This is a genomic window from Halothiobacillus neapolitanus c2 (genome assembly GCF_000024765.1).
Taxonomy (GTDB): Bacteria; Pseudomonadota; Gammaproteobacteria; order Halothiobacillales; family Halothiobacillaceae; genus Halothiobacillus; species Halothiobacillus neapolitanus.
Genome location: NC_013422.1, coordinates 171,728 through 186,988, shown reverse-complemented (window position 1 = coordinate 186,988; position 15,261 = coordinate 171,728). Strand labels below are relative to the sequence as shown.

The 15,261-nt window shown below is 55.6% G+C and carries 17 protein-coding genes; 6 read left to right on the top strand and 11 right to left on the bottom strand.

The window, feature by feature from the left end:
• Positions 1-96: 96 nt before the first annotated feature.
• A complete protein-coding gene (locus HNEAP_RS00895; RefSeq protein ID WP_012823083.1) occupies positions 97-1,065 on the bottom strand; it encodes an AAA family ATPase in 969 nt (322 codons plus the stop codon).
• Positions 1,062-1,745: an ArsR/SmtB family transcription factor gene (locus HNEAP_RS00890; RefSeq protein ID WP_012823082.1), complete on the bottom strand. Its 684-nt coding sequence runs from the start codon at positions 1,743-1,745 to the stop codon at positions 1,062-1,064. The genes HNEAP_RS00895 and HNEAP_RS00890 overlap by 4 nt, the downstream gene beginning before the upstream one ends.
• A 318-nt stretch (positions 1,746-2,063) precedes the next feature.
• Between HNEAP_RS00890 and HNEAP_RS00885 the strand changes: the two genes are divergently transcribed.
• Complete coding sequence (locus HNEAP_RS00885) at positions 2,064-3,281, top strand: MFS transporter (protein WP_012823081.1); 1,218 nt, start codon at positions 2,064-2,066, stop codon at positions 3,279-3,281.
• A 168-nt stretch (positions 3,282-3,449) separates the two neighbouring features.
• A complete protein-coding gene (locus HNEAP_RS00880) occupies positions 3,450-4,142 on the top strand; it encodes a DUF4124 domain-containing protein (protein ID WP_081441071.1) in 693 nt (230 codons plus the stop codon).
• Between the two features lie 10 nt (positions 4,143-4,152).
• Here the strand turns inward: HNEAP_RS00880 and HNEAP_RS12825 are convergent, their stop codons facing one another.
• From HNEAP_RS12825 to coaBC, 4 genes are all read right to left on the bottom strand, one after another.
• Positions 4,153-4,698, bottom strand: a complete 546-nt coding sequence (locus tag HNEAP_RS12825; protein ID WP_012823079.1) for a DsrE family protein — start codon at positions 4,696-4,698, stop codon at positions 4,153-4,155.
• Positions 4,699-4,791: 93 nt separating this feature from the next.
• Positions 4,792-5,679 carry an acetylglutamate kinase gene (gene argB, locus HNEAP_RS00870; RefSeq protein WP_012823078.1) on the bottom strand — a complete coding sequence of 296 codons (888 nt, stop codon included), beginning with the start codon at positions 5,677-5,679 and terminating at the stop codon, positions 4,792-4,794.
• A 37-nt stretch (positions 5,680-5,716) separates the two neighbouring features.
• Positions 5,717-6,202, bottom strand: a complete 486-nt coding sequence (dut, locus tag HNEAP_RS00865; RefSeq protein WP_012823077.1) for a dUTP diphosphatase — start codon at positions 6,200-6,202, stop codon at positions 5,717-5,719.
• Between the two features lie 4 nt (positions 6,203-6,206).
• The gene (gene coaBC, locus HNEAP_RS00860) at positions 6,207-7,388 is read right to left on the bottom strand and encodes a bifunctional phosphopantothenoylcysteine decarboxylase/phosphopantothenate--cysteine ligase CoaBC (RefSeq protein ID WP_012823076.1); all 1,182 of its coding nucleotides are present in this window, start codon (positions 7,386-7,388) and stop codon (positions 6,207-6,209) included.
• 83 nt (positions 7,389-7,471) lie between these two features.
• On the opposite strand from coaBC, the gene HNEAP_RS00855 reads away from it, so the two are divergent.
• Complete coding sequence (locus HNEAP_RS00855) at positions 7,472-8,131, top strand: protein disulfide oxidoreductase (protein WP_012823075.1); 660 nt, start codon at positions 7,472-7,474, stop codon at positions 8,129-8,131.
• The gene (locus HNEAP_RS00850) at positions 8,128-9,186 is read left to right on the top strand and encodes a sensor domain-containing diguanylate cyclase (RefSeq protein WP_012823074.1); all 1,059 of its coding nucleotides are present in this window, start codon (positions 8,128-8,130) and stop codon (positions 9,184-9,186) included. Before HNEAP_RS00855 ends, HNEAP_RS00850 begins: the two co-directional genes overlap by 4 nt.
• Positions 9,187-9,232: 46 nt before the next feature.
• On the opposite strand, the gene HNEAP_RS00845 is transcribed toward HNEAP_RS00850, so the two are convergent.
• A complete protein-coding gene (locus tag HNEAP_RS00845; protein ID WP_012823073.1) occupies positions 9,233-10,537 on the bottom strand; it encodes a porin in 1,305 nt (434 codons plus the stop codon).
• Between the two features lie 183 nt (positions 10,538-10,720).
• A complete protein-coding gene (locus HNEAP_RS00840) occupies positions 10,721-11,200 on the bottom strand; it encodes a DsrE family protein (RefSeq protein ID WP_012823072.1) in 480 nt (159 codons plus the stop codon).
• A gap of 280 nt (positions 11,201-11,480) precedes the next feature.
• On the opposite strand from HNEAP_RS00840, the gene HNEAP_RS00835 reads away from it, so the two are divergent.
• Together HNEAP_RS00835 and HNEAP_RS00830 are read left to right on the top strand one after the other, a co-directional pair.
• The gene (locus HNEAP_RS00835; protein ID WP_041600516.1) at positions 11,481-12,026 is read left to right on the top strand and encodes an RNA polymerase sigma factor; all 546 of its coding nucleotides are present in this window, start codon (positions 11,481-11,483) and stop codon (positions 12,024-12,026) included.
• Entirely contained in the window at positions 12,023-12,793 is a 771-nt protein-coding gene (locus HNEAP_RS00830) for a hypothetical protein (RefSeq protein WP_012823070.1), read from the top strand. Before HNEAP_RS00835 ends, HNEAP_RS00830 begins: the two co-directional genes overlap by 4 nt.
• 60 nt (positions 12,794-12,853) lie before the next feature.
• Here HNEAP_RS00830 and tal read toward each other — a convergent pair whose 3' ends face one another.
• The 3 genes from tal to sixA form a co-directional block, all read right to left on the bottom strand.
• Positions 12,854-13,951 carry a transaldolase gene (gene tal / locus HNEAP_RS00825; protein WP_012823069.1) on the bottom strand — a complete coding sequence of 366 codons (1,098 nt, stop codon included), beginning with the start codon at positions 13,949-13,951 and terminating at the stop codon, positions 12,854-12,856.
• Positions 13,952-14,010: 59 nt separating this feature from the next.
• A complete protein-coding gene (gene rrtA / locus HNEAP_RS00820; RefSeq protein WP_012823068.1) occupies positions 14,011-14,574 on the bottom strand; it encodes a rhombosortase in 564 nt (187 codons plus the stop codon).
• A gap of 95 nt (positions 14,575-14,669) precedes the next feature.
• Positions 14,670-15,194: a phosphohistidine phosphatase SixA gene (gene sixA / locus HNEAP_RS00815; protein WP_081441070.1), complete on the bottom strand. Its 525-nt coding sequence runs from the start codon at positions 15,192-15,194 to the stop codon at positions 14,670-14,672.
• Positions 15,195-15,261: the final 67 nt, after the last annotated feature.

Below are 15,261 nucleotides of genomic sequence, written 5' to 3'. Positions count from 1 at the left end.
CGCCTATCTATTTGATATGTCTCGTTGCTCACTGCGCGGCTCCTTGCACTCGAACATGCTCGTAACGGTTTTTCGAGGCACCCTTAAGCGCGGGCATCACGGGAAAGGAATTTCAGCGCACAGCCGTGTGATGATGGCATCCCGACTCAATCCCGAAACCAGCGCTTTCGGGCTTAAGATCAAACGATGGCGCAGCACATCACCGGCCAATTCCAGCAAATCATCCGGCACGATAAAATCACGCCCGTTGAGCCAAGCCAGCGCCTGTGCCGATTGCACCCAGGCCAGCGCCCCACGCGGGGATGCGCCAACCAGAACCATGCCTGCCAGCGATTCGAGCGCATCCGATGCCTTCTCAGGCGCGCGCGTGGCGGCAACCACATCCACCACCCAGCGCTGCAAAGCGGCATCGCAATGCACGGCTCGTACATCGGCACGGGCGTTAAGCACTTCATCAACGGTCAAACCCGTCGCCTCGTCATCATCTCGACCCAAAGTGCCTGCCAGCGTGCGCGCCAGAATGTCGTATTCATCCTGCCGCTCGGGATAGCTAAGCGAAACATGCAACATGAAGCGATCGAGTTGCGCCTCGGGCAGCGGATAAGTGCCCGATTGCTCCAGCGGGTTCTGCGTGGCCATCACCAAAAACAGTGCCGGCAATTTGCGGCTCTCGCCCGCCACCGTTACCTGCCGTTCGGCCATGGCTTCGAGCAGCGCCGATTGCACCTTTGCCGGCGCGCGGTTGATCTCATCGGCGAGAATGATTTCGTTGAACAGCGGCCCCGCCTCGAAGGTAAACGTGCGGGTTTCCGGGTGATAGATCTCATTGCCCAGCAAGTCGGCCGGTAACAGATCGGGCGTGAATTGTACGCGTTTAAAACGCGCATGCACGCCCTCGGCCAATGCCTTGACCGCCGTGGTTTTCGCCAGGCCCGGTAGCCCTTCGACCAGCAAATGCCCACCGGTCAGCAAGCCAATCAATAACCGATCAACCAGCGCGGCTTGGCCGACGATGTGGTGAGCGAGGTGCGTTCTGAGCGCGGCGATGGCAGTGGGTTCGGTCATAAGGAAGCCTGATTGGTCGGTGAAGTCGCAGGATAGATTACAGGGTGCCCGGCCAACTGCCATTCGGGGAAGCCAACAGCGAGCCGTCGAGCACTAAAGCCGCGCTCACGCAAAGCGGCCACGGCATCATAAGAAAAAGCACAATAACGCCCCCGACAGTAGGCCACCACGGGGCGCTTGGGGTCAAGTCGGTCGAGTGCAGAGGCGAGTTGATCCGGCGGAATATTCACCGCGCTCGGCAAATGGCCCGCTGCAAACTCCTGCGGTGGGCGCACATCGATCAGCGTCATGTCGCCCGATGCCATATGCGGCCGCAGTTCGTCCAGCGTGATGGGCGCGAGCGCATCTCGTGGCGCCAGGTGTGTGGCCACCAGCGCTCGAACTTCGGCCAAATGCCGATCGGCCAAAGTGTGCAGCGTATTGAGCAAGGTAACCACTTCGCCATCAGCAAGCTGATAGATGATGTATTTACCTTGACGGTTCGCCCGCACGAGGCCCGCTTGCTGCATTTTCTGCAAATGCTGCGAGGTATTGGCAACCGTCAACCCGCTGACCTCAGCCAATTGCTCGACCGAGCGCGGGGCTTGGGCGAGGTAATCGAGCAATTCCAGCCGACGACCGCTGCCGAGCACTTTGCCCATGCGCGCGAATTGGTCGTTGAGGTCTTGTTTGAAAGCCATGAGTGATCCGTTGGCAGCGTTTATTCAAGCATTCAATCATATTGAAGAATATTGATCAATATGGGCGTGCTTTTAAGGCGCTTCATCTGCGTCGAGGAAGGCATTTTTGGCGCAGGTTGCCATCGCTTGACGAGAGAACCGGGCCGGCAGAACTAAGACGACCCTCCACGGGCAACCTGATCAAAAAAAGATGCGACTCCTCAGATAAGAGATGTTTGTATCCTGACACGCCAAACATTCAATCAGTCTATTGAGTGTTTTTAGGAGATATTTCATACTGCACGAAACCTCATTGTCGTTTATCAGGAAAAACCACATATGACGCCTGTCCACGGTATTCGCCCCAATGCGGCTCAGTTTATGCTGCAATTGCTTCAGGTATTTCTGGTGGGCAGTCTGGTGGGGATGACCCGAACCGTGCTGCCGGAACTGGCTGAGTCCGACTTTGGTTTGACGGCGGGATCTTTTTTGGCGCTGGCCACCTTTGTCGTCGTGTTTGGGCTGGTCAAAGCGCTCTTGAATTTATTCGCAGGCTCTTTGTCGGATCGCTGGGGACGGCGGCGCGTGCTCATCGCCGGATGGGTGAGTGCCTTGCCCATTCCCTTGCTCATCCTGTACGGCCCGAATTGGGGCTGGATCATTCTTGCCACCGTGTTCTTGGGCATTAATCAGGGTCTGAGCTGGTCCATGGCCTTGAACAGCAAGCTGGATCTCACCCATGCGCGTCAACGCGGGCTGGTCAATGGCTTCAATGAGTTTGCTGGATATGGCGGCGTGGCGATTGCCGGCATGCTGTCGGCCCTGGCCGTTCATGCCCTTGGTGCGCGCACTGGGCTGTTCATCTTTACGCTAGCGATTATCGTGCTGGCATTGTTGATCGCGCTGGCGGCGGTTCGGGAAACCCGTCCCTGGGCCATGTTGCATCAGGGCAATCCCACGATCGAGCCAATTGGAATGCGCGCCTTGTTTGCTTATGCCAGTTGGAAAAATCGATCACTGCTGGCCCTGAATCAAGCCGGTATGGTGGAAAAATTCACCGATGCCATGGTCTGGTTGTTTTTTCCGGTATTTTTTATGGGCAAAGGATTGTCATTGGTCGCCTCCGGTTCGTTGATCGCCATCTACGGCGTGGTTTGGGGCGCAGGACAACTGATTACCGGCCCCTTGTCGGACCGAATCGGCCGAACGATCATGATCGTCGGCGGCATGTGGCTTTGTGGCTTGGGTGTGGTCGCCGTCAGTTTGAGCCACTCAATCGTGCTTTGGGGGTTGGAGCTGGGATTGATCGGCATTGGCATGGCGATGCTCTATCCCACTCTGGGCGCAGCGGTGGCCGATCAGGCAGAACCGGCCCAACGGGCGAGCATTCTGGGTATTTATCGCTTCTGGCGGGATTTGGGCTACGCCGTAGGCGGGTTGCTCCTCGGCCTGACAGCGCAATGGAGTGGTGGAATTTTGCTGCCCTTTTGGCTGGTTGGATTGTCCATGGCCGCCTCCGGGTTATGGGCGGCCGTGGTTGCAAATGAAAGCCAATAAAAATTACCCATTCAATAACAATAGGTTGCCTTGTAATCAAAGGAAATCATAATATCGATTTGGTGATTTTTCGTTCAACAGGGTGAATGCCACGTCTTGTTAACTCCGCTTTACACGGGCTGATTGCCCGATCAAGTTGAATAACGGCAAGTGATTAGGCAAACTGACATGATTGTTTGGCAAAGGAATGCGCTCATGAGTTCTGTGAAAATCCACACCGGTTTTTCTTCACCGTTGCCACTACTTCCTCGCTTTCGAACTTTATGCTTTTCTCATGTCTTTGTGGTTTCGATCACGATGATGTGCACAGGCTTTGTGTCTGTCGCTCACGCAGATTTGTATCGTTGGACAACCAAGGACGGGATGGTGCATTACGGCGATAACATGCCGTCATCGCAAGCCCTGGAAGGTTATGATTTGATCAACCCGGCGACCGGCGAAGTGATCCGGCACATCGACCGGGCGAGGACACCGCAGGAACTCGCCGCCGAAGCTGCCGCCAAAACGGCGGAAGAAAAAAAACGGGCAGAAGAAGTAGCTCAAGCCCAACGCGATCGCATGCTGCTGGATCTTTACAGCAATACCTCCGATCTGGAACGGGCACGAAAGCAAAGGCTGGACGAAATCGATGCCCTGATCAAACAAAACCAAAATGCACTGGATCGCGCCAATGAGCGATCAAAACACGCTCAAGCTTCATCGGAGCAAAAAGCGGCGTTTAAAGATGTGATCCAATTGCGCAAGAACCTGTTTGATCTTCAGGAGCGTCGCGACGAGACGTCCAAAAGGTTCGCTGAAGATCTTCAGCGCTTGGAACAATTACAAGCCAAAGGCAAACCTTTAGATCAAGCAGGCAAATAGAGCACTCGCATCAAGGTTTGTCGGCAAAATACCCGGCTACAGCCAGATCATGCACTCGAACGATGCCCGCAGGCACGACGCGCGCTGCCGGAACTAATTTGGGCGCGTAGCCCAGCATCTGCGTCGCGTGGTGAATGGCATTTCCGCAGGCAGAGAAACGGACACCTTCGGCACTCAACTTGGCAATCATCGGCGCTTGTGGGTTGTTTTCCGCCAACAAGAGCTTGAGACCCGGACCGAACGCGACAATTTCTACGTCTACTTTGCCCTTGCCGTAATACTTGAGCAGGTGGGATGCCACTTTCATATCCATGCCGCGTTTTTGCGCATCGGCGTCACTGATCTGCAACACGTAGCGTGCTTTGACATCCGCAGTTTTTGCCTTGATGGCGGCAATCGACTCGGCCTCGGGATAGTTTGCGGCTTTGGTCAGTGCCGCGACATCGACATGGGCGGCATGCTCCGGTGGGGCGGCATAACCACTGACAGGCAACACAACGGACAAGCCGAGCAGACCGGCCAGGCCGAGTATTTGAATTGATTTTGTGTGATGCATCTTGAGTGCTCCTCTTATCAGAATAGGCACGTCAAGACTAATCCAAAACAATTTGCTTTGCTATTTATTGCGCGGGCAACGCGAAACACGCCATCAGCTGCGAATCAGCGTGCCTACCCCTTTATCGGTCAACAATTCCAGCAATACGGCATGCGGGACGCGTCCATCGATGATCTGAACCGTTTTGACGCCGCCGCGCACGGCATCCAGAGCAAAATCGATCTTCGGCAACATGCCGCCGTATATCGTGCCGTTTTCGATCAGGGCTTCGACATCGCGCGCCGAAAGCCCGGTCAGGAGCTTGCCTTCCTTATCCAGAACGCCAGCCGTATTGGTCAGCAGCAACAGTTTTTCCGCACCCAGAACCTGCGCGATCTTGCTCGCCACCACATCGGCATTGATGTTGTAGGCCGCGCCATCCTCACCCACGCCAATCGGTGCGATGACGGGAATAAAATCCTTGCTTTCCAGCAGATTGAGAATCGAGGGGTCGATGCTCGCCACTTCACCGACATGACCGATATCGATGATTTCCGGTTCCAGCATTTCCGCCGTTTGACGCGACACCTTGAGTTTTCTTGCCCGCACCAGTCCGGCGTCGCGCCCCGTCAAACCCACGGCACGGCCACCATGACGATTGATCAGCGCGACGATGTCTTTGTTCACCAGGCCACCGAGCACCATCTGTACCACATCCATGGTTTCCCGATCCGTCACGCGCATCCCCTGAACGAACTCGCCCTGTTTACCGAGTTTTTCCAGTAGCTGGTTGATTTGCGGCCCGCCGCCATGCACCACAACAGGATTGAGACCCACCTGCTTTAACAGCACGATGTCGCGGGCGAATGCGTCCTGCAAGGCTTCATCAACCATGGCGTTACCGCCAAATTTGATCACGATGGTTTTATCGAACAGCCGCTGGATATATGGCAGCGCTTCCATCAATACTTCGGCGGTCACCTCTGGGGCGTAACTAGTCATGCTGTTCCTCAAATAATTGATGGGAGAAAGAGAAAGGTCAGGCGCGGCCGGTATGGCCGAAGCCGCCGCTGCCCCGGTGGCTGGGCGTGAATTCTTCTACCGTTTCGAAGGCGACCTGAACCACCGGCACCACGACGAGCTGGGCAATGCGTTCGCCGATGTCGATGGTGAACGGCTGGGCGCTGCGATTCCAAACGGATACGAATAATTGCCCCTGATAATCGGAATCGATCAAGCCGACGAGATTGCCGAGCACGATACCGTGTTTATGCCCCAGCCCCGAGCGCGGCAGAATGACGGCCGCCAAGCCCGGATCTTCGATATGAATAGCCATGCCGGTGGGAATGAGTTCGGTTTGCCCCGGGTTCAGCACCATAGGCTCGGCCAAACAGGCGCGCAGATCCAACCCGGCAGAACCGCTCGTGGCGTAATCCGGGCGCGGAATGGTGTCGCCTAAGCGGGCATCCAGCCATTTGACTTCGACCGTGGGCCGGGCTGTTTTATTGCCTTGTTCGATGGGCATATGCTTATTCCCTACTCATTATTTTATCAATTAATTCAATTAGATGCGCCGATAATTGCGTTTTTTCCGCGCGCTCAAAGTGATGCACGCCACCCGACCAGATCACACTCAAGGCATTATCGGGCTGATCAAAAGCCAACCCTTCGCCCACGGCATTGGCACAAATCACGTCCATGCCCTTGGCGCGGCGTTTTTGTTCGGCATAGGTCTGTAGATTCTCGGTTTCGGCCGCAAAACCAACCACAAAGGGCTTCGGGACTCGACGGGCCACTTCGCTAATAATATCCGGATTTTTCACCAGCGTGAGTGTCAGCGAATCGAATTCGGCGGACTTTTTGAGTTTGTGCTCGGCAGGCGTTTGCACGCGGTAATCGGCCACGGCAGCCGCGCCGATAAACACATCCATCCGCTCAACCGCAGCCACGGCCGATTGCATCTCAACGGCGGTTTCGACATCAACGCGATGAACGCCAGCGGGTGCAGGCAGACCATTCGGCCCGCAGATCAGGGTTACCTCTGCCCCGGCCTCACGCGCCGCCGCCGCCATTGCAAAACCCATTTTCCCAGAAGAGCGATTGGCAATAAACCGCACCGGATCAATCGGCTCGCGGGTGCCGCCAGCGGTTATCACCACCTGTTTACCCCGCCAATCAACGCATGATCGAGCACGCAGAATCTGGGTTGCCATTTCCTCCGGCTCGACCATGCGCCCGGCACCGACTTCACCGCAAGCCTGCGTGCCGGATGCCGGGCCGATCACGCGCACACCGCGTTTTTCCAGCGTATTCAAATTGGCCTGCACCGCCGGATGCGCCCACATCTGCTGATTCATGGCCGGTGCGACCGTGACCGGCGCGGTCGTCGCCAGCACGAGCGTGGTGAGTAGGTCATTGGCCATGCCAGATGCCATCCGCGCCAAAATATCCGCCGATGCGGGTGCGATAACGATAACATCGGCCCAGCGAGCCAACGCAATGTGATCCATGCCCGCTTCCGCTTCGGGATCGAACAAATGCGTCCGCACCGGCTGGCCGGAGACGGCTTGCAGGCTCAATGGCGTCACGAATTGCGCGGCGTTTTCCGTGAGCACCACGCGGACTTCGGCGCCCGCATCACGCAAGCGCCTGATCAAGATGATGGATTTATAGGCCGCTATGCCGCCGCTGATCCCGACTAAAATCCGCATAATATGTGTGCTCGTCTTTGTTGCCATAGGCATGCCTTACAGTCCATAGTGTACCAGCACCACCGGAGAACCCAGCGCCTGCCATGACCCGATCAGCGCCCCCTGACGACAAACACGATCGCACACCCCACGGTGTTCCGGATTCATCTGGAAACTCGCCCCGAAACTCGCCCGAAAAAACACCAGAAACACCGCCAGAAAAACCACCCGAAACATCACCAAAGAAACGACGACGCTGGCGCAGATGGCTGATTGAAATCGCGGTGTTTGTCGGCGTGTTGCTGGCGGTACGCGCGTACATGGCGCCTGCCATTCCAACCGATTTTGCGGATGCGCCCTTACCTGCCATTACCTTCCCAACACTGACCAATGGCACCACGGGGCCGGGCACAATAACCTTGGGCAGCAACCCTCGGCCCACGGCGCTGGTGTTTTGGGCCACCTGGTGCGGCGTTTGCCATGTCGAACTACCCTGGCTCAATGAACTGGCCAAAACGCACCGCATCATTACCGTCGCGATGCAATCGGGCAGCGCCGATGCCGTGCGCCAATATCTGAACAAGAATCAGCTCGATCACCTGCCCGTCATCAATGACCCCGACGGGCAGATAGCCAAAAAATTCGGTGTCTCAGTCACGCCGACCCTGTTTTTCATTGCGCCCGATGGCCGCATCGCGATGGCCGAAACCGGCATCACAAGCCCTTGGGGCATCCGTTTGCGCCTGTGGTGGCTCGGCCTATGACTAAAAAAGCTCAGAACACGCTCGATCCAATCCTTGACCGGCTTGCTTCTGTACTCGCCAAAAGCACAGACACGGCGACACTGGTGCGGCCACTTCTGGAACTGATGGAGCATCTAACCGGGCTCGATTCGGTGTACCTGACCCGCATCGACTGGTCCAACCAGGTTCAAACGATCATGTTCACCCGCAACTGCCACGAGTTGGTAATTCCAGAAGGGCTGGAAGTGCCGCTGGAACACACACTGTGCCGCCGGGCGATCGAGGAGCAGCACTTTTTCGAGCCGGACGTACCCAAGCACTGGGCCGATGCACACCTGGCGATTGATATGGGTATTCAGACCTACCTCTCGGCCCCCGTGCGTCTGGCGGATGAGGAAATCTTCGGTACGCTATGCGCGCTCGGCGCAGATTCCACCGAAATCAGCCCATCCACCCAGCGGATCGTCCAGTTGTTTGCCAACCTCATTGCGCATCAAATCGACCGCGAGCGCCTGATCACGCACTTGCAGGCCGACAACCGGGCCATTGGTGAACTGGCTATGACCGACGCCCTCACCGGCTTGCCGAACCGGTATTCGCTTCGGCGCGCGCTCAAGCGTGAGCTGGCCAATGTGCGGCGGATGGATCAGGTGCTGCACCTGGCATTTATCGATCTTGACCAATTCAAGGAAATTAATGACCGACACGGCCACGATGCCGGTGATCAGTTTCTCCAGGCCATCGCTGACGCTCTGCGCAACGGTCTGCGAGAGGGAGATTTCGTCGCCCGATACGGCGGGGATGAGTTTGTCGCATTCGGTATTTCAAAAAACACGGCAATTGCTGCGGATGAAGCGGCCTTTGCTGCGCGACTGAGTGACTTGACCGTCGGCCGATTCGCGTTGGCGTCGACGATCATCGATTACCCCGGCGCCAGCATCGGCGTCGTTACCTCGACCCCTGAAGATCACGATATCGACGAACTGATCGAGCGCGCGGACCAGGCCATGTATCGACTCAAAAAAAACCGTCGCGCAACACGGAGGTTGAGCGACGGTGGTGAAAACAACACCTAAGGGGTGGGACTGGATTCCCTGAAAAAAACGCTCGGTCGGTCTGTTCTTAGAAGATAGCCGTCACCTGTAGCGCCAAACGGCCGCCAACATCCTGAAGCTGATTGTTCTGAGGCACCACATCCGAGCTGTAACGCCGCATGGCGTAATCGAGTGTGACACGGGTTTTGGGTGTGAAATGATATTGCACCCCCGCTGTCCAGGTGCTGAACCGGGTTTGGGTGGGTAAATCGACGTTGCGCTGGTAGCGGTCGTATCGCAGATCCAGCTCCCACTTCGTATTGGGGATGAACCAGCCGCCCTCAACATAGCCCCCGTTGGCCTTGTAATCGTTGAACAGGGTTTGCGGGTTGTTTGCGCCCTGGTAAATCATGCCCTTCCCCCACATGTACTCTGCCGTCACGCGGTAGGGTTTCTTGAGGTAGGTCACACCCGCGCCATAGCGTTTGCGATCCTGCTCCTGAGCCGTGTTGTAGGCATTGGTGCGTTTGCCGCTCTGATACCAGGAAAACATCTTGACGCTTGGACTCATCGGCCCCTTGTTTTTCTTATCGAACAGATACGCCGACGACCAGTACAGATAAACATCCTTGCTGGCATTGCCGTCAGACATCCGCACGCCGCTGCCATTGCCCAGCATCACCGCGTAGGTGTGTTCCCACTTGCCCACGTCGAACGCATCGAAGACTTGTACGCCGACATCACGGAAACCCGTCGCCGGATTGGAAAAAGCATTCATATCTGCATTCGGGGTGGACTGAGGCGGAATATTCTTGTCGCCGGCATCCGGGAAGCGTTCCAACAACATCTGATTGGTGACGTCGGTATAGTTGATGTAATTTAGACTGCCAATACCCTGTAGCCCCTCTTCGGCACCGGGATACTTGAACAGGCCCAACCGGATGCGGGCCCCCTTGATGTAGTTGAGCGTCACGCTGGCGTCGGTCAACGTGGGCCGGTAACTGCCATAACGGCCGCCATCGGTCATCGCGTTGTCGCCGAACTCGGTCAGTAGAAAGTAATTGACCTTATCGTCCAGGAAAAACGGCGCGCCGCGCACCCCGATGCGCGCACGCATGATGTTGAATGACGACTGGGAGTCCAGATTGGGGCCGATCAATTTCGGCGGCACGTACTTTCCATTGTACGAGCTGCTGAAATCCTTCTGATAGGTCGGCTGGATGAACCCCCACAACTTGACCGGCGGTGCAATGCCAGGTTTTTCCGTACCCTGCAACATAATCCAGTTGGCGGAAAAGGCATTAGGCGCGGCAATAAGCAGGCCACTGCATAATCCAGCGATTAGGATTTTCTTCGACACGGCAGATGGCAATATTCTTATATTATTATTCATTAATGGATTCCTTTTGCTGATTAATTACCTTGGATTTACTTTCTTGGTTTGATTAGCTGGAAGCTCGAAAAACCCGTCATTCCCGCATAGGCGGAAATCCAGCGCCTTGGTTTTACTGGGTTCCCGCTTTCGCGGGAACGACGAATCATGGGTATTTCGAGGTGCCCTAGCGTGGATTGATGCTCAAGGACGCGAAACAAAAAATCCGGCCTTGTTCAATTGCACCAAACGCACGATGCCAGCAGGCACAATGCGCGCTTCGGGATTCAATTCCGGTTCATACCCCAGTTTTTTGGACATGGCTGCAATCGTGTTGGCACAGGCACTAAACCGCACGCCTTCGGCCGCCAGCGATTGAATCTGATCGCCCAGGGCGTTGTCTTTGAACAGCAAACGCAGCCCCGGCCCGAAGGCGACGATCTCCACATCAACCTTGTCCGCGCCGTAAAACTTGATCAGATTACTGGCCACATTGAGCACCAACTGTTGCTTAGGCCCAGCCGCATCGCTGATTTGCAAGGCCACGCGCGCCTCGGCAAATGGTTTATCCTGAACAGCTTGCGAAACGGGTTCCGCGGCTGGATTTGCCATGACTGTTGGCGCGGTGCCGATCAGCCCAAGCAAGAGCGCGGTCATAACGATTTTTTGTCGAAGACGAATCATGGGTTTTCCTCTTTGGTGAAATATTTGTTTTTCTGCCGCCGTTATTTGCTCGGGGCTATTGAGGAGACGCGTGTATTTTTTTATTTATTCCATTGATGAAATTAATGCGCCAATTTGAATTTTCGAGATTACTCTTGGAATAAAACTCAAGTGGATTCCGTCTCTAATTTAATCAGGGAAGCTCTGAATTAATCAGAGGTTCCTTAGAATCCATTTAATCGGGGGGTAAAAAACAGTGGGCCCATCATCCTTTTTTTCTGGCTCATTTCTATTCGGGCGATTGACCTTCAATCATCGCCTTGAGCAACTACGCCCTCGGCTGTACCGCTTGGCCTTTTCGTGGTGCAAGGAGTCTTATCTGGCAGAAGACCTGGTTCAGGAAGCCATGATTCGTGCACTGCAAAAACAGGCGCAGCTCAGGGATGAAGAACTTCTGGATCGCTGGGTTATCCGCATATTGGCCAATCAGTGGATGGATCATGTCCGCAGTCATGTTCGCGACGAGAACATTGACGACATGGAGCAAACGATCTCAACCGACGAGCATCAATCGCCAGACAGCGTGCATGGCCGGGATGAAATGATCGAACGCGTCCGTAGCGCCGTGATGCGCTTGCCGGAAATGCAGCGGATTGTGGTCACGCTGGTCGATCTGGAAGAATTCTCCTATAAGGAAGTCGCCACCACACTCGACCTGCCGATCGGCACGATCATGAGCCGTCTATCGCGTGGCCGCCAGTCTTTACGAAATCTCCTGATCGAAACGAAAAATGCCGCAACTGAGGAGCGCCGCAAAAGCGAGTGCCACCTGAGGAGAGTTGTATGAAACATGCTCAGCAAAACGAACACCAAGATACATCCATCTCCGTCGAGGAAATCAATGCGTTCATCGATGATGAACTGATTCACGAAGACCGGCAGCGCGTCCGTGAGCACGTGAAGAAAAACCCGGAACTGACGCAATTGATCTGCGACATCGATCAGGTTCAAGACTGGATCAAAGAGGCCTATGAGATCGTACCCGAGCCACCTCACACCAAGGCAAATTGGCGGATTCACGCTCTGCTTCCCGGCGCATTGGCCGCGATGGCGCTGCTGAGCGTCGGCGCACTGGCTGGTTGGTTTGCGAGCAAAATATCTTCTGCCGATACCGATGGCGCTCATGCCGCAACCATGCTTCAAGCCAACAATCAGATTCAGAATGTCGAATTTGCAAGCGCGCCGACCGCCCAGACTCGCAACGTCATCCTTCGACTGGGTTCCGACTCCCCCCGGAAATTCACAGAAACCCTGAACAGGATTGAGCATGTGATGAAAACCTCGGCTCATCAGCCTGGTTTCCAGATGGAGGTGCTCGCCAATTCGGATGGGCTTAACTTCCTGCGGGCAGATACGTCGCCCTATGCGAAACAGATCGAAGCCTTGATGAAGAAGTACCCGAACCTGCACTTCATGGTGTGCGGCACAAGCCTGAAAAACCTTGAGGAAAGCGGACAAAAAGCGGCGTTATTGCCTAATGTTCGGGTCACGTCCTCAGCGGTGGAGCAGGTTGCCCAACGGATTCGTGAAGGCTGGAGCTATTCGGCGATTTGAGGGCAGGATCACCCAGGCCGGCCACACCGGCCACCACGGCTGGGGCGACAGGATAGACAATCAGCTCTGCGCGATCGCGGCTAGCAAGTCTTCGAAGGCTTGGGCGAATTGATCCAGGCCCTCGTCCAGCAGTTGATGCCCGACGGCGCCATCCATATCGATGCCGACGCCGGCCAATGCGTCCCAGACTTTTTTATCTTCTGCCAGACGCGGTTTGAGTGTAGAGGCGATGCGTCCGTGATCGGCAAACGCCTTTAATGTGGCCTCGGGCAAGGTATTGATGGTCTTGGGTGCGATCAGGTTTTCAACGTACAGCACATCCGAGTAATCCGGATTCTTGGTGCCCGTACTCGCCCACAACAGGTATTGCGAACGCGCACCAAATTTGGCCAGTTCGGCAAATGCTTCGCCCTCGAAGACGTCTCGATAGTGCTGATAGGCCATGCCGCCCAAAGCCAGTGCCGCCTTACCGCGCAGCTGCAGCGCCGCTTCAGTGCCGATTTCGTTGAGCTGCTGATCCACCAGTGTATCCACCCGACTCATGAACAGGCTGGCGACCGCACGCACTCGACTCACCGCACCGCCGCTGGCGCGCAACGCCTTCAGTCCACGCACGTACGCGGCGAAGACGCGCTTGACCTGATCAAGCGAAAACATGAGCGTGACATTGACACTGATGCCTCGGGCGATCAGTAGCTCGAAGGCTTCAATCCCTTCGTCGGTGGCGGGCACCTTGATCAACAGATTCGGTCGGTCGGTCAGTTTTTTCAGCCGCTCGGCCGAGGCCACTGTGGACGTAGCGTTGTGCGCGATGCGCGGCGACTCTTCCCAACTGACCCAGCCATCCTCGCCGTGGCTTTCGTCGAAAATCGGCCGAAGCAGGTCACAGGCCTGTTGGATATCCTTTACGACAAGATGTTCGTACACAGACTCAACATCGTCGTACTGCTTTTTGAGTGCCGCGATGTCATCCGTGTAGTAAGGACTGCCGACAATTGCCTTTTTGAAAATGGAAGGGTTGGACGTAAGCCCCCGAATACCGAAGTTTTGCACCAGTTCAGCCAACTGACCTTCATTGAGCAAGGCACGTGACAGGTTATCCAGCCACAAACTTTGCCCCTGACTGCTGTGTAATACCGACAAATCATTCTGAGACATTTTGCGCACTCCTTCGATCAATCAAAAAGGCAAATAAAACTCTACATCACCCTAACCAATCAACGACGGAAGAACAACAGTGCCAGCACGATAACCGCCCCCGTCACCGCACCATACAGATGGGCATCAACCAGAACGGGCACGCCGAGCAGCTTGGCCGTTCCGAGATCACCATAACGTTGTTCCCAAAGAATCTTGAGTGTCAACGCCGCCAGTAGCGCGAATCCGCCCAACCACTCCTTGCGCGACAGCAGCCGAATGGCGCTAGCCGCGAACAGCCCGTGCAAAATTCCGGAGAGCCCGACATACCAGCCGACGTGCGGATCAAGCAGCAACAATCCCACCCCGACCCCCAAACCGGTGCCTGCCAAAAGAACAAGGTAGCTGCGGCGTGTTTCAAGATAACCGGCCAATGCCGTCCAAATCAAAAGACCAGCCATGTCAGAGGCAAGATGGCGCCAGTTGGCGTGCACGAAATTTCCGGTAAATACCCGCCAGAATTGACCATGTAGAATATCTGCACGGTCGTAACGCAGTTCATTACCGCCGTGTAACAGCAGGATCGCAACGGCAATCGCAACGACAAGAAAAGAAATAAGCCACTTTTGGTTACGGTCGGTCATACAGAAATCCAAATCCGTGTCGTCAATTCCATGCAAATGAGAAGAGGTATGCCTACGCTACCGCTCATTGATACCGGTCGATAAGGCTGAGGCGCTTAATCCGCCAGAGTCCGCAAAATCCCCGGTGTCAGTGACCAGATCAGTTGTCCTTGCCCCGCCGCAATACCCTCAGCAAAGCGCAACAAAATCGCACCGCCTTTTTTTAATGGCATGCAACCATTGGCCGAACCACACAGTAGGGTTTCCGCCAACTGGCTCAAATTGGGCTCGTGCCCGATCAACGCGAGGCCATCGACACGCGGCTGCTTGCGCAACCAGTCGATCAAGCTGGCGTTGGGCACTTGCGGCGAGAGCATCGCCTCGGTGTCAAATTGACGAATCTCAAGGGCGGGCGCCACGATTTGCGCCGTTTGCTGCGCCCGAACCAGGGGACTGGTAATCAGGCGTTCGATCGGCAGCGCCAAAGTCACCAAGCCACGCACCGCCAGCTGCATCCGCTCGATTCCACGAGGTGTCAAAGGGCGCAGTTCATCGGCCTGTCCAGTGAGGGCAAATTGCTCGCGATCTTCAGCGGGCGCGTGACGAATCAGTAAAATATCCATGATGCGTTTGAATCTCATTTGGGCAAACGTGTCTTGATCGTAGCACCATCACCCTGTGCTTATCGTGACAAAATGATGCAACGGG